Genomic DNA, 22,669 nt, shown 5'->3' on the forward strand with positions numbered 1-22,669 from the left:
AATTATCAAAAACCTTTACAAATTTCTATTACTGAAATAGTTAGACATAAAAGTAACAAAGCTGACAATCGTAATTGTACTCAAGGGCATAATGATCGCTGCAACCAAAGGAAGAAGGTTTCCTGTTACTGCAAACGCCAATCCCACGACGTTGTAAAGCAATGACAAAGTAAAGCTCATTTTAATTATAAAAATTGCTTTATGAGATAGCTTTAAAAAGTAATTTAAACGTGAAAATTCAGACGCATCCAAAATGGCATCACAAGCAGGTGAAAAGACATTTACATTCTCTGAAATAGAAATTCCAACATTGCTTTGTGCCAATGCTCCAGCGTCATTCAAACCATCACCAACCATCATTACATTTTGCCCTTTTTCTTGAAGCTTTTTAATATATTCGAGTTTTTGTTCCGGTTTCTGATTGAATATCAACTCAGTATCCTTAGGAAGAATCGCTTCCAAATTTGCTCTTTCTCCATCATTATCTCCTGAAAGCACTTTGATTTCATATTCTCTACTCAAGGTAGAAAAGAGTTTTTCCAGACCTTCTCGATATTGGTTTTGGAAAGTAAATTTTCCAAAATAAAAATTATCAATTTTAATATGTAAAGAAGTCTTTTCGATTTCCGAACCATCTGCAACTATATTATCTACAAATTCGCCTGAACCAATTTTAATTTCTTTACCTTCAATAACCGCCAAAATTCCTTTTCCTGTAATTTCCTGAAAACTCTCGACAGTAATACGTTTTGTTTCTTGCAGAAAATCATATAACATGCGGCTTAAAGGATGATTTGATCCTCGCAAAATATTCTTAATTAATACCGAATCTGAATCAGTAATGGCTTTTCCTTCATAGTGTATATTTGACTTTTTATTGGTTGTTATTGTCCCCGTTTTATCAAAAACAATGGTATCCACTTTGGCAAGCTGTTCAATTACAATGGCATTTTTTAAGTAAAATTTCTTTTTGCCTAAAATTCTTAAAATGTTACCAAAAGTAAACGGTGCGGTCAATGCCAATGCGCAAGGACAAGCCACAATTAACACTGCTGTAAAGACATTAAAAGCAATATTAGCATCGATTGAAACCCAATAACCAAAACCAGCAAATGCAATGAGCATTAAGATAGGGGTAAAATAACGGCTTATCGCATCTGTTATGGTTTTGTGTTTTTGATCTACCTTTTTCTGAAAAATTTCGTTACTCCATAACTGCGTCAGGTAACTTTGAGAAACAGAATGTAATACTTCCATCTCAATCACCTTACCTATTTGCTTTCCTCCTGCAAATACTTTGTCTCCAGATTTTTTAGTAATTGGAACAGCTTCTCCTGTTACAAAACTATAGTCTATTTCAGCATTTTCGCTAATTAAAATTCCATCAACCGGAATTAGTTCTTGATTTCTAATCAGCAGTCTATCTCCTTTTAAAACATCATAAATTGCGACATTATCTTCTGTCGCATCTTTATTTATTTTGGTAACAGCAATTGGAAAATAAGATTTAAAATCTCTTTCGAAACTTAAAAAACTGTACGTTTTAGTTTGAAACATTTTACCAAGAAGCATAAAAAACACTAAACTTGCTAAACTGTCAAAAAAACCAGGTCCATGATCCATTAGCATATCATAAGTGCTTCGAATGAACATGACAATAATTCCTAAAGCAATTGGAATATCAATATTCAACATTCGGGTTCTTATACTATGGTATGCAGAAACATAATAACCACTTGCAGAATAGAAGAAACTCGGTAATGCTAAAAGGAAAATGAGCAGTCTAAAAAAAGGTTTGTAACTATCTAGCCAGAATTCCTTCATTTCGAAATATTCTGGAAACGAAAGCAGCATAATATTCCCAAAACAAAAAAAAGCAACACCTAATTTATAGGTCAAACTTCTGTCTATTTTTGCTTTTGCAGATCCGTAATTTTCTAAACTAATATAGGGTTCATAACCAATAGAGCTTAAGAGATAAACGATTTCTTTTAAAGAAACGGTATCTGAATTAAAGGTAATTCGAACTTTCTTTTCGTGAAAATTAACCTGTGAAGTACTAATTCCTGATTGAAGACGATTTAGATTCTCTAAAATCCATATACAAGAACTGCAGTGAATATGCGGAATGCTTAAAGAGACAATTGCCGTATTGCCTTCTTGAAATTCTAAAATTTTAGAAAGTATGGCTTCATTCTCTAAAAAATCATATTTGCCTTTGATGTCTAGCGGTGTGGCACCAGGCGATTTTTCAAAATCATAATAAGAGGTTAGATCGTTGATACTGAAAATTTCATAAACCGTTTTACAGCCTGTACAACAAAACTTCTTATCATCAAACTCAATTTCTTCATTTTGTTCAATAGATAAACCACAATGAAAACAACTTTGCTCCCTCATAAACTTGTTTTTATTGTCGCAAATTTCCAATTAAAGCACAATTATTAAGATGATAATTGTCATGTTTCATTGAATTAAATTGAAAATTTAATTCAATGAAACAGTCCAAAATAATCTCAAATTCTTATTTATAATAATTTTACCATCAAATAATGCCAAAAAGTCTTAAATATGCTTAATTTTGCACCAAACAACTATTGTCATGAATAAATGTGATCAATGCATTGTACGCCAGTTGAGCTCTTTAAAAGCACTTAACAAAGAGGAGATTATAAAATTAGCGAACAGTAAAACCACTTATAAAGTTAAAAAGGGGGAAGCGCTTTTTGAAGAGGGCGAAGTAACCAACGGTGTTTTCTGTGTTAAGGATGGTGTGGGAAAACTTTCTAAACTGAGTGCAAATGGCAAAGATCAGATTGTAAAGCTGGTAAAATCAGGCGAACTTCTTGGACAGCGTTCGATGATTAGTAATGAGCCTGCAAACTTAACAGCAAAAGCGATTGCAGACATGGAAGTTTGTTTTATTCCGAAAACAGAAATCATCAATTTCTTTAATAGCAACAATCAGTTTTCTTTAAATATGATGCAGTCTGTCTGCGAAGATTTAAAAGAATCTGAAAATGAAAAAATTGCTCTAGTTCAAAAAACAGTTAAACAAAGACTTGCCGAGACCTTACTTCATTTACATAGTGAATTTGGCGAAGACGCAGACAAAACTTTAAAAGTACAATTGACAAGAGAAGAATTGGCAGGAATTATTGGTACAGCTACTGAAAGCTGTATTCGTTTATTATCTGACTTTAATAAATTAGGTTTAATTGAGTTGGTTGGTAAAAAAATCATGCTTAAAGACGTTCGATCTTTAAAAAAGTTAGCAGATAATTAAAGTTTTTTTGCTTCATTCCAGAAAACATCCATTTCTGCAAGTGTCATATCCATTAACGGTTTTCCTAATTCGTCTGCTTTACTTTCGAGATACTGAAAACGCTTAATAAATTTTTTATTGGTTCTTTCTAAAGCATCTTCTGGATTTACATTTAAAAAACGAGCATAATTAATCATCGAAAATAAAACGTCGCCAAACTCGTCTTCGATTTTGTCTTTATTGCCTGTTACTACTTCGTGTTGCAATTCTTGAAGTTCTTCTTGAACTTTGTCCCAAACTTGATGCGGTTCTTCCCAGTCAAAACCTACTCCTTTGACTTTATCCTGAATTCTGCTCGCTTTTACCAATGCCGGAAGACTTCTAGGAACGCCTTCTAAAACAGATTTTTTACCTTCTTTAAGTTTTAGTTTTTCCCAGTTTTGTTTGACTTCTTCTTCATTTTCAACCTTCACATCTCCATAAATATGAGGATGACGATGAATTAGTTTTTCACAAATTTCATTGCAGACATCAGCAATATCAAAATCATTGGTTTCACTTCCTATTTTAGCGTAAAAAACAATGTGAAGTAATAGATCTCCGAGTTCTTTTTTAACTTCATTCAAATCATTATCCAAAATAGCATCTCCCAATTCGTAGGTTTCTTCAATTGTTAAATGCCTCAACGTCTGTAGAGTTTGTTTTTTATCCCACGGACATTGTTCCCGAAGTTCATCCATTATATTTAATAATCTCTCAAACGCTTTCAACTGGTTTTCCCTATTCATTTTGAAGTTCTTTAGAATTTAAAACTCGATAGTGTAAAATTAAAAAATCCTGTTAAGAAAACATCTTAACAGGATATTATATATTCAAAAAGAAGCGTTTTTATTCTTCTTCTTTTTTAGCTTTTGCTTTTTTAGCAGCTGGAGCTTTTTTAGGTTTTTCTGCAGCAACTGGAGTTTCTTCCTTAGCTTCTTCAACAGCAGGAGCTAAATCTGTAACTAATCCTTTAGCTTGAAGCGTATTATACCAGTTTAATACTTTTTTAATATCTGATGGATAAACTCTTTCTTCATCGTAATCTGGAAGAATTTGTTTAAAATATGCAGCTAAAGTAGCATTGTCTTCTTTATGAGAAATAGCTTGACCTTTGTTTTCTTTAACGGCAATTTGCTGCATTACTTCAGTTAACGGTTTTTCACCTTCATAAGTATAAATCGAAATTTCAGACAATAAACTTACATTGCTCTTTAGATTTACAGTAATCTTCTTCCCATCAATTAATGATTCTGCCACAAAACCTGTACGAGTTTGAACTTTTAATTCGTAAAGACCTGGTTTTCCTGAAATGGCTAAAATTTTCGTTAAATTCATTTTTATTAAAATTATTATTAAGAATTTGATTTATTTTTTGTTTCTAAATACTTAGAAAACTTATCTTCCCTTTTTTGCTGCAAAAAACTTCATTCTATATTCCTGAAACGTTTTTCCTTCAGTAATATTTTTTAGTTTCTTTTGAATCAGACGTTTTTTAAGAGATGAAATTTTATCTGTAAATAAAATTCCTTCTATATGATCGTATTCGTGCTGAATAACTCTTGCAATTAAACCATCAAATACTTCCGTTTTCATTACAAAATCCTCTTCACAATACTCGATTGTAACGGTTGGTTTTCTGTAAACATCTTCACGTACATCTGGAATACTCAAACAGCCTTCATTAAAACCCCATTCCTCACCTTCTTCTTTTACGATTTTAGCATTGATAAAAGTCTTTTTAAAACCCTTCAAATCTTTTTGCTCATCCGAAGGAAGATCTTCATCATCGCTAAAAGGAGTTGTATCAATAACAAACAAACGAATCGGCAGTCCAACCTGCGGTGCAGCAAGTCCAACTCCGTACGCATTATACATAGTCTCGTACATATTTGCGATTGTTTCTTTTAGGTTTGGATGTTCTGGCGTAATGTCCTGCCCTACTTTTCTTAAAACAGGATCACCGTATCCTACAATTGGTAAAATCATTTGTTTTTGTTTATATTTTTAAGCTCTAAAAAAACAGAATTAAAGTTCTGATAATTCAGCTGGCAAAAATAGTAAAAAATAGTCAATGAATAATTCTTATACTATTTTATATCATATTTTTTCCTTGACGTTATAAATCTCAGCTATAATTATGCCAAAATCACTCGTACAATTCTTACCTTTGCTAGTAAACGGCTCTATATGATTGATAAAATTTCAAAATTTACAAACAGCACTTCATTTTTCAACGCCTCCAAAGTAACTATCGCTTCTGTTGTTCCTGTTTTGGTTTTAAATTTTTTGGGTCATTTCGAAATTGGTTTTACCATTGCACTTGGGGCTTTTTATACCTATCCTAGTGATATTCCGAGTTCTCTTAGCCACAAAATTAAAGGATTAATTGCGGCCTCTTTTATTGTTTCGGGAGTAAACTTATTGGTCAATCTAGTTTATCCGTATCCGTTTCTGTTTTATATCTTTTTAGGATGTTTATTATTTCTCTGCTCCATGATCTCGGTATACGGGCAACGGGCAACTTTAATTTCTTTCTCTGCATTATTATCAATTTCACTTTCATTTGGTCATTTACATGAAGGCTGGGCTGCGTTTGAATATTCTGGTTTTATTTTTATTGGAGGAATCCTCTATTTAATTGTCTCGCTTGTTTTTCATTTTGTACAACCTTATAAATATGTAGAATTGCAAATTGCCGAAGGAATAAAGCTGACGGCAAAATATTTAAAATTAAGAGGTGATTTATGGAGTCCTGAAGCAAACAGAAGAGCAATTATAGAAAAACAACTGGCTGTACAAGTAGAGTTAAATCTTATTCATGAGGATTTAAGAAAATCACTAATTGGAAACCAAAATACTTCTGGGATTACGAGTCAGAACAGAAAGATGCTTTTGGTCTTTATTACTTTGGTTGAAATTCAAGAATTGGCTCTTTATACATCTTTTGATCACAGTAAACTTCATGAGAAATTTGCTAAACATCCAGATGTTTTGAGAACCTATCAAAATGTTGCCTATAAACTAGCTTCGACTTTAAAAAAGCTTTCTAAAAATGTTCGCCATATTAGTGTCTATGTTGACAAACATGATTTGAAAAATGAATTGGACGCTCTTGAATTTGCGATTTTTGATTACGAAAAAACGCTAGGAAAAGAAGAAGCCGCAGAAGGTGTATTGATGCTGACAAATATGCTGAAATATGCCAAAAATCAGGTTGGAAAAATCAAAATTATTCAGCGAGCATTTTCTTTGGCAATGCAGTCTTACAAACTAAAAGATAAAGATAAGGAACTTGAAAAATTCCTTACTCCGCAATATTATCCGTTACGAACTTTAATTGAAAATTTGAGTTATTCTTCTTCGATTTTCAGACATTCGATTAGACTGACGATTACTATTTTGATTGGATTTTTTCTCGGACAAATACTGCCTTTTCAAAATGTCTATTGGATTTTATTAACCATAGTCGTAATTATGCGACCTGGTTACGGATTAACAAAAGAACGATCTTACAATAGAATTTTCGGGACCATTTTAGGTGGTCTTATCGCATTTGGAATTGTTTCTGTTATTCAAAATCATGTTGCTTTGAGTATTTTCTCTATTATATGTATGCTTTTGGGAATTTCGTTTACACAAATCAATTATAAAATCAGCGCCACATTTGTTACCATGTATGTTGTTTTTATTTACGGAATTTTAACTCCAGATATTAACGAAGTAATTCAATATAGAATATTAGATTCTCTTGCAGGAGCTATTTTGGCTTTTATTGCCAATCACTTTTTATGGCCTGCTTGGGAATTTATCAATACGCCTATTCATATTGAAAATTCAATTCGCGCCAACAGAACTTATTTAAAAGAAATTGCTGATTTTTATAATAAAAAAGGAGAAGTTCCTACCTCTTATCGTTTAGCGAGAAAAAATGCTTTTGTTGAAATTGGAAATTTAATGACCTCTTTTCAGCGGATGATGCAGGAACCGAAATCGAAACAAAAAACTATGCCTTTAGTTAATAAATTAGTGGTTTTAAATCACTCTTTATTGTCTGCTTTAGCTTCACTTTCTACCTACATTCAGTCGCACCAAACTACTTCTGCTTCAGAATCGTTCAATTATATTATAAAAACAATTTTAGCGAATCTCGATCATGCTATTGCTGTTTTAAGAAATGAAGTTATTCTAAAAGACACGTTTTTTGAAAAAGAAGATGTCACCTTGCAATTTGAAGAATTAAAGAGAAAAAATTTCACACGTCTTGCCGAAGATGATGACTTGGATAAAGAAACCCGCCAAGCCAAAATGCAGGAAGCTTCAATGGTGATAGAACAATTAATCTGGATGAGTAATCTTGCAGAAAAAATTCTAAAAAACACAACCGATTTAAAAGCAACAAATCCAGATTAATTCATCTGGATTTGTTTTTTATTCTAATAAAGTAGAAGCTTATTTTATTTTTAAAACTTCTGCTGTATGTTTTCTAAGTTCTGCTAAAAGCTCTGGGTTTTCATTTAACTTTTGACCGTAAGAAGGAATCATTGTTTTTAATTTCGCTTCCCATTCTGGAGTTTTAATTTGATTTCCAAAACATCTGCCAACCAAATCAACCATAATACCAACTGCCGTAGAAGCTCCCGGAGAAGCACCCAATAAAACAGCTAGAGTTCCGTCATGCGTATTGATAACTTCTGTACCAAACTCTAAAACACCACCTTCTTTCTCATCTTTTTTGATCACCTGAACACGTTGTCCTGCTTTTTCTAATTTCCAATCTTTAGAACGAGCTGTTGGAAGATATTCGCGTAAAGCTTTCATTCTGTCCTTCGGAGACTGACGAACCTGTTCTATTAAATATTTTGTTAGTGGAATATTATGGTATCCAGCCGCCAACATCGGAATTAAGTTATTTGCTTTAATTGACAAAGGCAAGTCTAAATAAGATCCGTTTTTAAGAAAACGAGTTGAAAATCCTGCAAATGGTCCAAAAAGAAGTGCTTTTTCACCATCAATTACACGAGTATCAATATGTGGAACAGACATTGGAGGAGCTCCAACGCTTGCTTTTCCGTAAACTTTTGCTGCGTGTTTTGCAATTACTTCAGGGTTTGTACATTTCAACCATTGTCCGCTTACTGGAAAACCACCGTAACCATTACCTTCTGGAACATTAGCTTTTTCTAACAAAGGTAAAGAACCTCCACCAGCACCAATAAATACAAATTTAGTATATGCTTTACGTTTTTTTCCAGTCGACAAATCTGTGATTTTTATTCTCCACGATTTATCTTCGCGTTGTCTAAGTTTTTTAACTTCATGATTAAAAAATAAAGAAACGCCATCTAATTTCTCTAAATAATTAAACATACTTCTTGTTAAAGCACCAAAATTTACATCAGTACCAATTTCCATATGTGTTGCTGCCAATTTTTCATCAGCATTACGTCCTTCCATAACCAATGGCATCCATTTTTGAAGCTGTTCAAAATCGGTACTATAAGTCATTTCAGCAAAAATCGGATTGCTTTGAAGTGCGTCGAATCTCTTTTTTAAATAATCAACGTTTTTATCTCCCCAAACAAAACTCATATGAGGAACGCTTTTAATAAAATTATCTGGAGAAGGAACCTTATTTTCCTGCACTAAGTAAGACCAAAACTGTCGAGAAATCTCAAATGATTCTGCAATACTTATTGCTTTTTTAGGATCTATGCTTCCATCTGCCTTTTCTGGAGTATAATTTAATTCACAAAAAGCAGAATGTCCAGTTCCTGCATTATTCCAAGCATCAGAGCTTTCTGCTGCAGCAACATCTAATCTTTCGTAAATTTCAATTTTTATATCTGGTTGTAATTCTTTCAAAATTACTCCGAGAGTGGCACTCATTATTCCAGCGCCAATGAGTACTACATCACTATTTGAACGTATGGTTTCGTCAGGCATAACAGTATTTTTATTTAAAGTGCAAAGGTACTTTTTTAATTGCAAAAAAAAACTAATTTTTACATGATAAAAGTTAGGAATTTCTAAAAACCTTTAAATTATAAACAAAAAATACGTCGTACAGCGTTATTTTTTTGAAGAAAGATAATCTTGAAGCAAAATTGTAGCAGAAATTTCGTCTATTAATCCTTTGTTCTGACGTTGCTTTTTACTTAAGCCACTGTCAATCATAGTTTGGAATGCCATTTTTGAAGTAAATCGCTCGTCTACTCTGATTATTTTTATATCTGGAAAGATATTAGCAAAATGTTTTGCAAAACCATTGATCACAGAAGCACTTTCTGAAGGAAGTCCATTCATTTGTTTTGGCTCTCCGATTAAAACCGCTTCGACTTTTTCTTTTGAAAAATAGTCTTTTAGAAAATCAGTTAAAGTATGAGTTGGAATTGTAGTTAAACCCGACGCAATAATTTGCATTTCGTCTGTAACTGCAATTCCTGTGCGTTTTTGTCCGTAATCTATGGAGATGATTCTTGGCATTTTTAAAATTTTTATAAAAGATTAGAAAGTAAAATAATAATATTTAAAGGGCCTCTTTATATTTTATAAAACCAAAAATGAAAACAATATTTTTCTCGGTATCAACCTCATAAACAGAAACGTATCCTTTAAAAACGTAATCTCTTATATTTTCATCATCAAAATATCTTGATTTTTTAAAGAGAAAAGGATGTTTTAAATCTTTTTTAATATTTCTAAGCAAATCTTTCCTAAACTTTAGCGCTGCTTTAGGTTTATCTTTATAAATATAATGAACTTGTTCTTTTAATAATTTTAAAAATTCATTCGAAATTTTAATTGTCATATTCCGAAAATGTATTGTCTAAAATTGAATCTATTTCATCTATTGAATACAACTTTTCATTGCCACTTTTTAATTTAGCATAAGCTGCATGCACTTTTCTTTTATCATTTTCAAAATCAGAATCTTCTTCAATGATTGTCAATTCACTAGGAGAAAACTCACTTAATAATTTAAGTACTTTCTCTCTAATTTCTGGCTGAAATTCTAATCTGATTGCTTCCATAATACTTTCATTTTACAATACAAATATAAACCTTTTTAAATTCATGTTTTTTAAATTAAACTTAAAAACAAAAATCCGCCTTGAACGATTCAAGACGGACTTTCTATCCAAATATTCAAAACCTAAAAAATAACTCAATTTATCTTCCGAACAATCGACTGAAAAAACCTCTGTGTTCCTCTTCTTCTTCACCTTCATCTTCTGCATAGTTAGAAAATTTAGCTTGCGATTTTTCATGTTCAAAAATCAACTCCTTAATATATTCTACATAAGTTCTCTTTTTTTCTTCTAGAAAACCAATTAAGTATTTCTCGCTAAATTCAACTCCACTAGCAGCTTCGATCTGCAAAAGCTTTTTGTATAAAGGCTCAATATGAACTGCAATTACTTCTTGTGGCACAGCTTGTCTTCTGGCGAAATAATTTACAATCACGTCATTTTCGTCGCGAGCAATGTCAAAATCTGTAATGACCCAATAATATCTTCCCGATTTTGCAAGGTTTTTTACAATGGCATGAAAGTTTTTTCCGTTTTTAAGATTCTCCCAAAGCACCTTAAAAATAACTTTTGGCATATCGGGATGGCGAATAATATTGTGCGGTTGCCCCATTAATTCGTAATCTTCGTAACCGCAAACATCTACAAAAACTTCATTGGCATATTCAATTATACCAAAAGCATTTGTTTTACTCATAATAACCCGGCTCTTATCCCAAGCTACTTCTTTGTCAATAATGACTTTGTTTTGAAACTGATTTTCTTGATTCATACTTACTGCTTATATGATTATTTTGTTTGAATGGAATGTTTTTCAACAGGACGAAATTAGACAGAACAAAAAGCATAAAATCTGACTTTTGTCATATTTTGACATAAAAAAAACTTTTAGAGGTATTTAGTAGAAATTTCAAAAAAAATAAATTCAAAACTCCAAAAGACCTTACAAATAAGAAACAAAAAGTTAAATCTGTAACATTTTCAGGCTCTTTTGCCTTTTTGGATTTCTACAAATACGCTATCTTTGCCAAAAATTTAAACGTATGAATTCTTTACAGACTATAATTGAACAAGCCTGGGAAAACAGAGCTTTATTGCAAGAAACTACAACAACTGATGCCATTAGAGAAGTTATCGAATTGGTAGACGCAGGAAAATTACGTGTTGCTGAACCAGTTGGTGACAAATGGCAAGTAAACGAATGGGTTAAGAAAGCGGTTGTAATGTATTTCCCAATTCAAAAAATGGAAACATGGGAATCTGGTATTTTCGAATATCACGATAAAATGTTATTAAAAAGAAATTATGCAGAAAAAGGAATTCGCGTAGTACCTAATGCTGTTGCGCGTTATGGTGCTTACATTTCTAGCGGTGTTATCTTGATGCCAAGTTATGTAAATATTGGTGCTTATGTTGACGAAGGAACAATGGTTGACACTTGGGCAACTGTTGGTAGCTGTGCTCAAATTGGTAAAAACGTACACTTAAGCGGTGGTGTTGGTATTGGTGGTGTTCTTGAGCCATTACAAGCCGCTCCAGTTATTATCGAAGACGGTGCTTTTATCGGATCTCGTTGTATCGTTGTTGAAGGTGTTCATGTTGGTAAAGAAGCAGTTCTTGGTGCAAACGTATGTTTAACAGCTTCTACTAAAATTATAGATGTTACAGGTGATGAGCCAGTTGAAATGAAAGGTTTTGTTCCTGCTCGTTCGGTGGTTATTCCTGGAAGTTATACTAAAAAATTCGCTGCAGGTGAATTTCAAGTTCCTTGTGCCTTAATTATCGGTACTCGTAAACCTTCTACAGATTTAAAAACTTCTTTAAACAATGCGCTTCGTGAATACGATGTTGCGGTTTAATACTTGATAGTATATAATTTTTCAATTTTTAAAAATCCGAATTCCTTTCATTAAAATGATTGGAATTTGGATTTTTTTTGCTTCAATTTGTAGTCCATTAATACAACACCATTTTCATGAAGATACTTGTCATTCAGCAAAAAATGATTGGAGACGTTTTAGTCAGCAGCATTATTTGTAATAATCTAAGAGCCGCTTATCCGGAAGCTCAGATTGATTATTTGGTTTATGCCTCTACAACTCCAGTTCTAGAAGGAAATTCAAGCATTGACAATGTAATTTTATTTGAAGAAAAACATCGAAAAAGCAAAAAGGAGCTTTTAAAATTAGGCCTAAAAATTAGAAATGAAAACTACGATTTATTAATTGATGCCTATTCAAAATTAGAAAGCTGGATTTTAGTTTTTCTAAGTGGTGCCAAAAGAAAAATTTCATATCAAAAACCTGGAAGAACATTCTTGTACACGGATAATGTCCCATTTGAGCCGTTTCCAAAAACAAATTTAGGTCTTGCTATAGAAAGGAGACTTTCATTATTGGAGCCTCTTGATCTTAAAACAGAAATTAATCCAATTCCGAAATTGTTTGTTTCTGAAGAAGAAAATCAAAATGCAATTGCGCTTTTTGAAAAATACGAGGTTAAAAAAGATAGAAAAACCATCATGATCAGTCTTTTAGGAAGCGAAAAATTAAAAACATATCCATTAGAGTTCATGTCTAAAGTGGTAGATTATGTTGCTGATAATGCAGATGTGAATATTCTTTTTAACTATTTCCCTAAACAATTAGAAGAAGCAAAAACAGTTTTCAATGCATGCAAACCTTCTACACAAAGCAAAATTTATTTTGATTTATTGGGAGGAGATTTAAGATCTTTTATCGGTTTGGTCAATCAATGCGATGCTATTATGGGAAATGATGGTGGTGCCATCAATATGGCAAAAGCTTTAGACAAACCTTCTTTTATTATTTTCTCTCCTTGGATTGAAAAGAAAATCTGGGCTACTTTTGAAGACGGAATTCATCATCTTTCCGTTCACTTAAAAGATTATCGCCCGGCGTTGTTCGAAAACAAAACAGAGAAAATGCTCAAAAAAGAATCTTTAGATTTATATGAAAAGTTTTTACCTGATTTTTTTGAAGACAGAGTTAAATTGTTTCTAAAACAAAACGGCTTTAATTAATAGCAATGATTTCTTCAGAAAAACAATTATTATCAGCATTAGTCATAACGCATAATGAAGAACGAAACATTCAATCTGTTTTGGAAAATCTTTCATTTGCCGACGAAATTATTGTGGTAGATTCTTTTAGTTCGGACCAGACATTTGAGATTGCCTCTTCTTTTAAAAATGTAAAAGCAATACAGCATACTTTTGAAAATTTTGCTTCTCAGCGGAATTATGCCATAAGTTTAGCCACAAATTCATGGATTCTTTTTATTGATGCCGATGAAAGAGTAACTCCAGATCTTAAAAAAGAAATTGAGCTAGCAATTAATGAAGAAAACCAAATAGCAGCCTATTTTATGTATCGAACTTTTATGTTTAAAAAAGAAAGATTACGATTCAGCGGCTGGCAAACCGATAAAATTATTCGATTATTTAAGAAAGAAAACGCTTTTTATAATCACGAAAAAATCGTTCACGAAAAATTGATTATAAATGGTGAGGCAGGAAAATTAAAAAATAAATTAATTCATTTTTCTTACTCCACCTTTGATGATTATAAACAAAAAATGATTTTTTACGGAAAACTTAAAGCCCAAGAGGAACTAGCTAAAAACACCAAACCGAATTTCTTTCATTTTTACATTCGTCCTACTTATCAGTTTCTTCATCAATTTCTGATTCGCTTAGGATTTTTGGATGGCAGAAAGGGTTTTACAATTTGCTATTTAAATGCTCTCAGTGTTTCAAGCCGCTTTCAAGAACTTAAAAAAATCAGGATTTCGAAGCAACTGTAGCGTATTGGAGATAGAAAATATCCAATTGCGTACACAAAAACAGAATATTAAAAAAATAAGGTTTTAATGATTTTGTTTTATTGATTCCTTCATGAGTTTTTACCAAATATCCCGCTTCTTCGTACATTCTTCTAATACTTTTTCCTGTAAAGAATCTCATGTGCGTAAAATCCATAATACCATGATCTTGGTATTTCCAGTCTTTACTAAACAAAAACATCTTAAATTGATTGTGGTATCTAATATTTGGAATAGAACTAATTACAACACCTTTATTAGATAATTTTGACTTCAAATCTTTTAATAAAGAATAAGGATCAAATAAATGTTCTAAAACATCATTGCAATAAATAGCATCAAAATAATTATCTGGTAAGTCATTGATAAAGTCTTCGCACTTTCCGATAAAAACGCGATCTAAAACTTTTTCTGCCTCTTTGCCTTCTTCTGGCATTAACTCAATTCCCCAAACTTCTCTATTATTTTCTTTTTTAAGAAATTCTCCAAAGCAGCCATTTCCACAGCCGATTTCTAATATTTTAAGCGAATCCTTCGGAAGATATTTTAACATCTCGAAACGCATCTTACTGTAATAAGAATCTGGTTTATTGTCGTAGTTCATTTGTTAATTTTTGTAAATATATAAAAACGAAGATAGGTACGACATTATTTCATCAATAAATCAAAAAAAAAATTTACAAGAAAAAACTCAAAAAACAATAGTAAATTATGACTTCTAAAATTTAAGTTTCTTTTTTAATCTTTTCTTTTTTGCGAAACTTTCTTGAAAATCGACTGTAGCCTGCCACATTTTTTCGAAGATTTCAGTTTCATTTTTTTCGGTGTAGAATTTAGAATATTCGTTACTCATTACCGCAATCATTTCTTTTTTAGGAGTTAAGCGTCGAAAATTATTCATGCGTTGTTCAAAACTCATCTGATTATGAAAATTCATTCGGTTTAAATCGACCAGAAAGAATGCATAATTATTTTCGTCGATTTTCTTTATCAAAGTATTACCTGGAGAATGATCTAAAAACTCTACTCCTTTTTCGTGAAGATCGAAACAAAACTTAGTAAATTGTCTCAAGATTCGGTCATGTTCTACAAAATCAGGAATTTCAACAAGTTCTCTATACGTTAATTCTGTAACCAAATGTTCGCTTACGTAATAACTGTCTTTTAGACCTAAAAAATTAAAATTTTCAAGAAATGCTAGAGGCGCAGGTGTTCCAATTCCTTTTTCTAGTAGAATTGTCGCATATTCGAAAGAACGTCTGGCTTTTGATTTTCTAAAATATTTGTAGGCAATTTTGTTAATTAGATTCGGAACCTTAAACGATTTAATATTAATCGTTTTTCCGTCCAATTTGAACAATTTAATTTTATTACGATCACCGTTGCCAAAAAGTTCGCCAGAAGATTTAAAATTTTGTATAAAACCAAGAATATCTTTCTGATTGTTTGTTTGGGCAGCGCTTTTAAATTTTGTAATCATATCCAATCAAGTAATTTAATATTGGTTTATTATAGGTTTCCAAAAGTCAATTACTTTTGGCTTATTTATGGCATGGCAGCCAAATGGAAGTTCATTGTTCGTCAATTTCATCGCCAAATTTGGTTTACGATCCATGGCAAAATAAACTGCTTCTTTATAATCTGGAATTTTAAAATTAGGATCAAACTCTATTGCTTTCAAAGACCAAAAAACATCTTCTATAGCGTAGATTTTCTTTTCATTTTCATTCAGCACTTTTGTTATAAACTCTTGCTGATTTTTAGTAATCTCATAATGTGAAGCTACTTTGCGTAAAGAAAAACCTCCGTTACCGACTTTAAAGAAAGTCTGCTCACGTGCATTTTTCTTTTTAGACCTAAACAACCGCGCTACTTTATTAAAAATATTCATTCCGAAAGAATCTGTAGAAGTCGCAATCCAAGGTGCTCCAATGTAATCATAATCTTTTTGACACCATTTCATCAGATCATCTCTAAAAACAAAAGCATCTAACTGATAGATTAAAATGTAGTCTGAATCTAAAAAACTTTCATAAAATATAGAAGACAGCAACAATTCATTATAACCATCAATAGCTGCAAAATAATGTTTGGAAAAACTTTTAAAGCTTAAATTATTATACTTTTCCGTCAGATAAGTACAATTTAAACCTTCTGGATGCACGATTACAATTTCATAATCTTTTAAAACTTTACAGCATTGTAAAAACGATTTTTCTTCAAGTTCTCCAAAATATTCCTTGTATACAGGAATAACAATTTTTGCTGTTTTTTTATCCATTATGGTATTTTAAGATTATTCAACACTTGAGAAGTAAAAAGTAAAAACAAAAATTAGTTTACACTATTGTCTGTTTTTCCTGACCTTACATCTTCAGCAACAAAAATAATCTTATAAATCACAAAAACTTAATTATTGTCAATTAAATTTAAACTTTTTACCAACTAGAAAGGTTATTTTTGCAGTTGAATTCTATATTGCTCTTTACAATGAACGAAGAAATAATTAAAGCATACGAAGTGATTAAAGAAGGAGGTATCATTCTTTATCCAACTGATACCGTTTGGGGAATTGGCTGCGATGCTACCAACGCCGATGCTGTTGCTAAAATCTACAAATTAAAACAACGTGCAGAAACACAGAGTATGATTGTTTTGATGAACGGCGAAAAAATGATGTACAATGTCTTTAAAAACATTCCCGAAGTTGCTTGGCAGATTTGGGATTTATCAGACAAACCAACCACTTTAATTCTTGATGACGCAAGAAATGTTGCTCCAAATATAATTGCAGCCGACAAATCATTAGGTGTTCGATTGGTAAAAGAACCCTTCTGCTACAAATTGATGGAACGAATGAAAAAACCTTTGGTTTCAACATCGGCCAATATTTCAGGTCAGCCAACACCAATTGCTTTCAAAGACATTAGTCCAGAAATTATAAATGGTGTCGATTATGTTGTAAAATTAAATCAGGATAAAATCAACGGAAAATCTTCTACTATTATCAAATTAACAAACGATTCGCAGGTTAAAGTTATTCGTAAATAAATGGCTTCGACTTCGCTCAGCCTGACAAAGCATTCTGAGCGAAGTCGAATAAAAACTTAGCTTCTCAGCATCTTAGAACCTTAGTAGCTTAAATAGTTTTCAAACTCTCAATAAGCCAATCAATATCCTCTTTGGTATTGTAATGACTAAACGAAATTCGGAGATTTGGCAGTTTTAAATCTTCGTCAGAAAGCATTTCGTTTAAAACGTGAGATGGTTTTATACTTCCAGACTGACAGGCGCTTCCTCTAGAAACTGCAATTCCTTTCATATCTAAACTAAAAAGCAGCATTGAAGTTTTGTCTGAAGAAAATGGCAGAATAATATTGATGATATTATAAAAATCATCTTTTTTTCCATTAATCCTAAAATCAGGAAAATGAATTTTTAATTGATTAATCAAGTAGTTTTTCAATCCTTTTATATAAGTTCTTTCTTCATCTAATTTTTCATAAGAAATAGATAAAGCTTTTGCCATTCCAGCAATTTGATGTACCGCTTCTGTTCCAGCACGGAGTCCTTTTTCCTGTTCTCCACCAAAAAGCAAAGGCTGCAAACCAGAATTTTTTCGAACAAAAGCAAATCCAACTCCTTTTGGGCCATGAAATTTATGCGCACTAGCCAAAATAAAGTCCACTGGGGTCTTTTGCAAGTCAATTTCAGTTTTTCCGATAGATTGAACTGTATCCGAATGAAACAAGGCATTATACTGCTTACAAATCAGTCCAACGCGATCTAAATCTAAAATAACTCCTGTTTCATTGTTAACATGCATTAAACTGACCAATGTTTTCTTTTCATCAGACAATAAATTGGATAAATGCGTTAAGTCTAAACTTCCGTCAGAATTTACATTTACATAATCAACCTGAACATTATATTCTTCTTTAAGCACCCAAACGGTATGCAAAACAGCATGATGCTCTACTTTTGACGTAATGATTCTTTCGATTTTCAAATCTTCAACAGCCGAACGGAGAATCCAATTATCAGCTTCGGTTCCGCCAGAAGTAAAAATAATTTCCTGTGCTGTGCAATTTAAATGCTTCGCAATACTTTTTCTAGAAAGTTCTAGTATTGTTTTTCCGTTTCGCCCGAAACTATGTGTAGAAGATGGATTTCCGTAATCCTCCATCATTACCTTGGTCATTTCCTGAACGACTTCGGGACGCATTGCAGTTGTTGAGGCGTTATCTAGATATACTTTTTTCATTGCTGCAAAGTTAAGAAATATCAATTGTCAAATCTTAAATATCATTTGGCAATTTTTTCACTATTTTTGACCAAAATAAATTTTACAATGAAAAAATATGCTGCCCTCCTACTATTTGCTCTTTTTTTAAATGGATGCGATGATGGAGATTTAACTGTAGATACTATAGATTTTGAAGATATTACAGAAGCTCAAACCTGCGACGCAACGACTAGTGCTTTAGTATATAAATTAAAAACTCAGGAAGCTCTCTTGCTTCAAATGCCAGCAGGATCATTTAGAAACGAAAATGATTCTCTTTACAACTACACCATAGACTCAAAAGGCAATGGTTCTTATCGCGTTTTATACAGAGCATACGATGGAACTGTAGCAACAACTAATATCTGCGGTACAATACCACCAAGTACTCCAAGAATAACAGAAGAATGGCTTGGAACAGATGGTGTAATCGAAATTGAGAGTAATGCAAATGAAATTCCAAATACAACTGATGGTAGCTCAAGAATAACTGGATATACACACAGTGTTATTTTTAGAAATATCACATTTGCAAAACCATCTGGAATTCAAACTAACGAAGAATTTGTTTTTGGAAATTATGTAACCAAAGTAAATCCAGCAAATTTAACATTTGTAGCCGATCAGCAAGTCGTAGAATGCTCTTATATGAAAGGGATATTTAATTACAATACCTCGTTTTATTTATCGATTGAAAACATCGATCCTGATTTAATTAAAAATGAGGTTACTCCAACTAATACTCCTCGAAGAAGTACAATTAAACCAGGGCAAAACAATGTATATTACCGAACAGTAAAATCTGGTACAGGTATTTTTACAGAAGGAACAATCTGCGTAGAAAAAAAGCCAGAAACTCCAACTGTTGATCAAACATGGGAAGGGCAATTAGGAAAAGAAAATGAGAGTGGTATCATAGAAGTTACAACCACAGTAGTAGGTGAAAAAACTTTCACCCACACTATAACACTAAGAAAAGTGAGATTAGTTAAAGGCAAAACTGGTTTTGAATTAGGAAACAGTTTCGTTCTTGGAACAATTACCAAAACGGTAACCGAATAAAACGAATCGATTTCTAAAAGAAATCAAAAAAAAATATTCTTACAAAAAACGTCTGTTTTCTGAAGCTGATTTTAAACGAAATCAGATCAAAAAACAGACGTTTTTTTATGCTCAAAAAAGAACCTTTTAAAACGCTATAAATTTATTTTATTTATTGTTTTGCCTAAAATAAACTTCCGTTGCTCCTAAACCATATTTTTGATAATTGGCATCTTGAAAATCAATTCCATCATAACGTCCTAATAAAAAATCTAATTCGGCTTTTAAAATTCCTTCGCCAACACCATGAATAAAAACGATTTTCGGAATGCGATTTCTGATTGCAAATTCGATATGTCTTTTTGCAGTTTCAGTCTGCAAAGTCAAAATATCATAATTCGACATTCCGCGTTTATTGGGAACCAATTTTTCTATATGAAGATCAAATTCTGGAACTCCAACATCACGTTTATCTTTCTTTTCTTTAACAAAACTTCTTGGTTTTGGCTCTGTTTTCTCTTTCGAAACTTCATCTAAATCAATTCTTTTAATAGAATTCATTAAATTACTGGAATCTTGGATCTTAAGCAATTCATTGACAAAAAATGTCATCATAAATCCATCCGTAGTTTCTATTAAAACTTCTTTGTTCTTGACCGAAACTACTGTTCCGTTAATGGCTTCATCGAGTACTGAAACCTTATCTCCTTTTACCAGCATCCTACTCTTCTTTATCGTTATTTTTACTTGGTGTTTTAGCGCTCAATTGCATCATTCCAAACATAAAAACCACGATTGCTACAATCATGATATAAATGTTTTTTTCTTCTGAAACTTGTTCGTACAGCGCAACTGAAATCGCAAGAATCATTATTATAATTTTAAAAGCTTTCATTCATTCAAAGTTTAAGATTCCAAAAGTATAAAACTTTCAAGTAGCACTTTCATTCTACTCGAAACGTTTGTCATATTTTTTTAGTAAAATTGTAAAAAGAACTTCAATGAATTTAGAGAAATATATGATTCCATGTCTCTTCAAAACCCTCTTTGGTTTTGACTGTTTGGGCTGTGGTTTTCAGCGTTCTTTATTCTTACTTTTTCAAGGAGAGTTTTTAGCAGCTTTCAAAATGTATCCAGCCATATTTACCTGCCTTATTTTGTTCGTTTTTACAGCGCTTCATTTTTTAGACAAATCTAAAAATTACAAAAATCTAATTTGGAAAATGACAATTTTAAACCTCTTTTTTATACTTGGAGGTTATTACTTAAAGCACTTTTATTTTTAGATTTTAGATTTTAGATTTTAGATTTTAGATTTTAGATTTTAGATTTTAGATTTTAGATTTTAGATTTTAGATTTTAGATTTTAGATTTTAGATTTTAGATTTTAGATTTTAGATTTTTAAAAGTCGCTTTGCTCCTTTTGGAATTTGGTCCCGAGGCTTCGGGATAAAAAAATTGGAATTTTAGATCCATTTTATTTCTTAATTTGATCTAAAATATCATTCATCATCTCCATCTGAACTTTCTGAATTTCGATTAATTCTTGTTGCTGATGCATAATCAAATGGTCAATTTTATCGTGAATCATTCTGATTTCTAGTTCCGATTTTAGATTGATCATATAATCTTTTTTAGCTCGATTTCTATCTTTTTCTTCCTGGCGATTTTGACTCATCATAATGACCGGAGCTTGCAAAGCTGCAACACAAGACAGAATTAAATTAAGAAGAATAAACGGATACGGATCAAAACCTTTATTTAAAAAAATGAGCACATTTGAACTGATCCAAATAGTGATAAAAACAACAAAAGAGATAATAAAAGTCCAGCTTCCTCCAAAGTCTGCCACTTTATCGGCCACTCTTTGTCCAAAATTTCGGCTTTCTTCTTCATCTTCTACAGTACTTACAATCGATCTATCATCTTTTAAGGACGAAATAACACTTTTTTCCATAGCCGAAAGTGCTCCAATTTCTGTTGAAAGATAATTCGAAATGTACTTTTGCCGATACACATTCAGCTCATTTACTGCAATACAATCGTTATCATTAAAATCAGGAAACTCTTTTTTGATTAGCCCCAAAATTGGATCGTGAATAGATTTTCCGTAGATTTTCTCACTCTCCGAGAAAGGAAGCCCCGAAATAGCACTTTTAAATGTTGGATTGTTTTTCATTTTTTTTTAAAATTTTAAAGGCTAATTTACGCAAATAACTTCTTACCGAGAATATAAAACAGCCTCGTTTACAATTCCTTTTTTATCACAAATATGGCTTTCTACAGAAAATTTCTTTAGTTAAATCGTGACTTTATTTCCAAAAAACACCTTACTTTTAACGTTCCAAAATTATTCATTCATTCTTACCATTGTGACAAAAGACAATATCATACAAAATATAAAGGCGTTAAAGAGCCATTCGCACATAAATTACGGTATTAAAACAAAAACAGAAGACTTTACAGAAAAGCTTTTTTACACCCTTTTTGATTCGAATGCAGCTTTAGACGAAAGCATTAGCGAATTGGAAATCCGTTTTAAAGAAATCGCTGTTTTAGCATGTAAAAAACCGCAAAATTTATGCGAATCAATTTGGGATAGATTTCTTGAGAAACTTCCAGGCGTTTTAGAAAAATTAAATAAGGATGCCGAATATATTTTAGAAAATGATCCTGCTTCCAACAGTATTGATGAAGTTTATCTAGGTTATCCCGGATTTTACGCCATTGCAATTTATAGATTAAGCCACGAACTATACAAGTTAGATTTGTTGCTATTTTCTCGTTTAATGAGTGAATATGCGCACAGAATCACGGGAACTGATATTCATGCTGGTGCAGACATCGAATCTCCATTTTTTATTGATCACGCTACCGGAATTGTAATCGGCGAAACCACTGTTATTAAAAAGCATGTAAAAATCTATCAAGGTGTTACGCTTGGTGCTTTGAGCGTAAGTAAAGAAATGAAAAATGCCAAAAGACACCCTACAGTTGAAGATAATGTCTGTATTTATGCCAACGCAACTATTTTGGGAGGAAAAACGACTATAGGAAAAAATAGTGTTGTTGGAGGAAATGCTTGGATTACCAAATCTGTTCCAGCAGACTCTATTGTTTTGAACACCACGACTACTGAAGTTAAAATCAAAGAAAAAAAATAAA

Annotated in this window: 25 protein-coding genes; 9 read left to right on the top strand and 16 right to left on the bottom strand. The window is 32.0% G+C overall.

Annotated features, from left to right (window positions below; all coding sequences use genetic code 11):
• Positions 1-15: 15 nt before the first annotated feature.
• Positions 16-2,400 (bottom strand): heavy metal translocating P-type ATPase, encoded by a 2,385-nt coding sequence (locus LL966_RS08025; RefSeq protein ID WP_229352250.1) that lies wholly within the window; start codon positions 2,398-2,400, stop codon positions 16-18.
• Between the two features lie 202 nt (positions 2,401-2,602).
• Here LL966_RS08025 and LL966_RS08030 point away from each other — a divergent pair, with 202 nt between their 5' ends.
• Positions 2,603-3,286, top strand: coding sequence for a Crp/Fnr family transcriptional regulator (locus LL966_RS08030; protein WP_229352253.1), 684 nt, complete (start codon positions 2,603-2,605; stop codon positions 3,284-3,286).
• Here LL966_RS08030 and mazG read toward each other — a convergent pair.
• From mazG to def, 3 genes are all read right to left on the bottom strand, one after another.
• Positions 3,283-4,053 (bottom strand): nucleoside triphosphate pyrophosphohydrolase, encoded by a 771-nt coding sequence (mazG, locus tag LL966_RS08035; protein ID WP_229352265.1) that lies wholly within the window; start codon positions 4,051-4,053, stop codon positions 3,283-3,285. The two genes, LL966_RS08030 and mazG, sit on opposite strands and share 4 nt — an antisense overlap.
• A 100-nt stretch (positions 4,054-4,153) precedes the next feature.
• Positions 4,154-4,642 (bottom strand): DUF5606 family protein, encoded by a 489-nt coding sequence (locus LL966_RS08040; protein ID WP_229352267.1) that lies wholly within the window; start codon positions 4,640-4,642, stop codon positions 4,154-4,156.
• Positions 4,643-4,702: 60 nt separating this feature from the next.
• Positions 4,703-5,293, bottom strand: coding sequence for a peptide deformylase (gene def, locus LL966_RS08045; RefSeq protein ID WP_229352275.1), 591 nt, complete (start codon positions 5,291-5,293; stop codon positions 4,703-4,705).
• A 201-nt stretch (positions 5,294-5,494) separates the two neighbouring features.
• Here def and LL966_RS08050 point away from each other — a divergent pair, with 201 nt between their 5' ends.
• Entirely contained in the window at positions 5,495-7,717 is a 2,223-nt protein-coding gene (locus tag LL966_RS08050) for an FUSC family protein (RefSeq protein ID WP_229352278.1), read from the top strand.
• A 39-nt stretch (positions 7,718-7,756) separates the two neighbouring features.
• Here the strand turns inward: LL966_RS08050 and LL966_RS08055 are convergent, their stop codons facing one another.
• The 5 genes from LL966_RS08055 to LL966_RS08075 form a co-directional block, all read right to left on the bottom strand.
• On the bottom strand, positions 7,757-9,250 hold the full coding sequence (locus LL966_RS08055) for a malate:quinone oxidoreductase (RefSeq protein WP_229352279.1): 1,494 nt from the start codon (positions 9,248-9,250) through the stop codon (positions 7,757-7,759).
• Between the two features lie 126 nt (positions 9,251-9,376).
• A complete protein-coding gene (gene ruvX, locus LL966_RS08060; protein ID WP_229352281.1) occupies positions 9,377-9,790 on the bottom strand; it encodes a Holliday junction resolvase RuvX in 414 nt (137 codons plus the stop codon).
• A 43-nt stretch (positions 9,791-9,833) separates the two neighbouring features.
• Positions 9,834-10,115, bottom strand: a complete 282-nt coding sequence (locus LL966_RS08065) for a type II toxin-antitoxin system RelE/ParE family toxin (protein WP_229352282.1) — start codon at positions 10,113-10,115, stop codon at positions 9,834-9,836.
• A complete protein-coding gene (locus LL966_RS08070; RefSeq protein ID WP_229352283.1) occupies positions 10,105-10,338 on the bottom strand; it encodes a hypothetical protein in 234 nt (77 codons plus the stop codon). Before LL966_RS08070 ends, LL966_RS08065 begins: the two co-directional genes overlap by 11 nt.
• A 139-nt stretch (positions 10,339-10,477) precedes the next feature.
• On the bottom strand, positions 10,478-11,107 hold the full coding sequence (locus tag LL966_RS08075) for a PAS domain-containing protein (protein ID WP_229352284.1): 630 nt from the start codon (positions 11,105-11,107) through the stop codon (positions 10,478-10,480).
• A gap of 271 nt (positions 11,108-11,378) precedes the next feature.
• Here LL966_RS08075 and LL966_RS08080 point away from each other — a divergent pair, with 271 nt between their 5' ends.
• From LL966_RS08080 to LL966_RS08090, 3 genes are all read left to right on the top strand, one after another.
• Positions 11,379-12,194 (top strand): 2,3,4,5-tetrahydropyridine-2,6-dicarboxylate N-succinyltransferase, encoded by an 816-nt coding sequence (locus LL966_RS08080; RefSeq protein WP_125719511.1) that lies wholly within the window; start codon positions 11,379-11,381, stop codon positions 12,192-12,194.
• Positions 12,195-12,310: 116 nt separating this feature from the next.
• Positions 12,311-13,378: a glycosyltransferase family 9 protein gene (locus LL966_RS08085; protein WP_229352287.1), complete on the top strand. Its 1,068-nt coding sequence runs from the start codon at positions 12,311-12,313 to the stop codon at positions 13,376-13,378.
• Positions 13,379-13,383: 5 nt separating this feature from the next.
• Positions 13,384-14,160, top strand: a complete 777-nt coding sequence (locus LL966_RS08090) for a glycosyltransferase family 2 protein (protein WP_229352289.1) — start codon at positions 13,384-13,386, stop codon at positions 14,158-14,160.
• On the opposite strand, the gene LL966_RS08095 is transcribed toward LL966_RS08090, so the two are convergent.
• The 3 genes from LL966_RS08095 to LL966_RS08105 all read right to left on the bottom strand — a co-directional run bounded on the left by LL966_RS08095 (position 14,138) and on the right by LL966_RS08105 (position 16,459).
• Positions 14,138-14,782, bottom strand: a complete 645-nt coding sequence (locus LL966_RS08095) for a class I SAM-dependent methyltransferase (protein ID WP_229352292.1) — start codon at positions 14,780-14,782, stop codon at positions 14,138-14,140. The two genes, LL966_RS08090 and LL966_RS08095, sit on opposite strands and share 23 nt — an antisense overlap.
• A 114-nt stretch (positions 14,783-14,896) precedes the next feature.
• Complete coding sequence (locus tag LL966_RS08100) at positions 14,897-15,658, bottom strand: Kdo domain containing protein (protein WP_229352293.1); 762 nt, start codon at positions 15,656-15,658, stop codon at positions 14,897-14,899.
• Positions 15,659-15,673: 15 nt separating this feature from the next.
• The gene (locus LL966_RS08105; protein ID WP_229352295.1) at positions 15,674-16,459 is read right to left on the bottom strand and encodes a DUF5672 family protein; all 786 of its coding nucleotides are present in this window, start codon (positions 16,457-16,459) and stop codon (positions 15,674-15,676) included.
• A gap of 209 nt (positions 16,460-16,668) precedes the next feature.
• Between LL966_RS08105 and LL966_RS08110 the strand changes: the two genes are divergently transcribed.
• Positions 16,669-17,229 carry an L-threonylcarbamoyladenylate synthase gene (locus LL966_RS08110; RefSeq protein ID WP_229352297.1) on the top strand — a complete coding sequence of 187 codons (561 nt, stop codon included), beginning with the start codon at positions 16,669-16,671 and terminating at the stop codon, positions 17,227-17,229.
• 88 nt (positions 17,230-17,317) lie between these two features.
• On the opposite strand, the gene LL966_RS08115 is transcribed toward LL966_RS08110, so the two are convergent.
• Complete coding sequence (locus LL966_RS08115; protein WP_229352298.1) at positions 17,318-18,442, bottom strand: cysteine desulfurase family protein; 1,125 nt, start codon at positions 18,440-18,442, stop codon at positions 17,318-17,320.
• Between the two features lie 87 nt (positions 18,443-18,529).
• On the opposite strand from LL966_RS08115, the gene LL966_RS08120 reads away from it, so the two are divergent.
• The gene (locus tag LL966_RS08120; RefSeq protein WP_229352299.1) at positions 18,530-19,525 is read left to right on the top strand and encodes a hypothetical protein; all 996 of its coding nucleotides are present in this window, start codon (positions 18,530-18,532) and stop codon (positions 19,523-19,525) included.
• Positions 19,526-19,672: 147 nt separating this feature from the next.
• Here LL966_RS08120 and LL966_RS08125 read toward each other — a convergent pair whose 3' ends face one another.
• Both LL966_RS08125 and LL966_RS08130 read right to left on the bottom strand, forming a co-directional pair.
• Positions 19,673-20,224, bottom strand: coding sequence for a Smr/MutS family protein (locus LL966_RS08125; RefSeq protein ID WP_229352300.1), 552 nt, complete (start codon positions 20,222-20,224; stop codon positions 19,673-19,675).
• Between the two features lies 1 nt (position 20,225).
• Positions 20,226-20,399, bottom strand: a complete 174-nt coding sequence (locus LL966_RS08130) for a hypothetical protein (protein ID WP_184164488.1) — start codon at positions 20,397-20,399, stop codon at positions 20,226-20,228.
• Positions 20,400-20,523: 124 nt separating this feature from the next.
• Here LL966_RS08130 and LL966_RS08135 point away from each other — a divergent pair, with 124 nt between their 5' ends.
• The gene (locus LL966_RS08135; RefSeq protein WP_229352913.1) at positions 20,524-20,790 is read left to right on the top strand and encodes a DUF2752 domain-containing protein; all 267 of its coding nucleotides are present in this window, start codon (positions 20,524-20,526) and stop codon (positions 20,788-20,790) included.
• A 191-nt stretch (positions 20,791-20,981) separates the two neighbouring features.
• Here LL966_RS08135 and LL966_RS08140 read toward each other — a convergent pair whose 3' ends face one another.
• Positions 20,982-21,683 (bottom strand): DUF1003 domain-containing protein, encoded by a 702-nt coding sequence (locus LL966_RS08140; RefSeq protein WP_229352301.1) that lies wholly within the window; start codon positions 21,681-21,683, stop codon positions 20,982-20,984.
• Between the two features lie 193 nt (positions 21,684-21,876).
• Here LL966_RS08140 and epsC point away from each other — a divergent pair, with 193 nt between their 5' ends.
• Positions 21,877-22,668, top strand: a complete 792-nt coding sequence (gene epsC, locus LL966_RS08145) for a serine O-acetyltransferase EpsC (protein ID WP_229352914.1) — start codon at positions 21,877-21,879, stop codon at positions 22,666-22,668.
• Position 22,669: the final 1 nt, after the last annotated feature.

Origin of the sequence: Flavobacterium chungbukense, from assembly GCF_020805785.1 — a bacterium.
GTDB classification, from domain to species: domain Bacteria; phylum Bacteroidota; class Bacteroidia; order Flavobacteriales; family Flavobacteriaceae; genus Flavobacterium; species Flavobacterium chungbukense.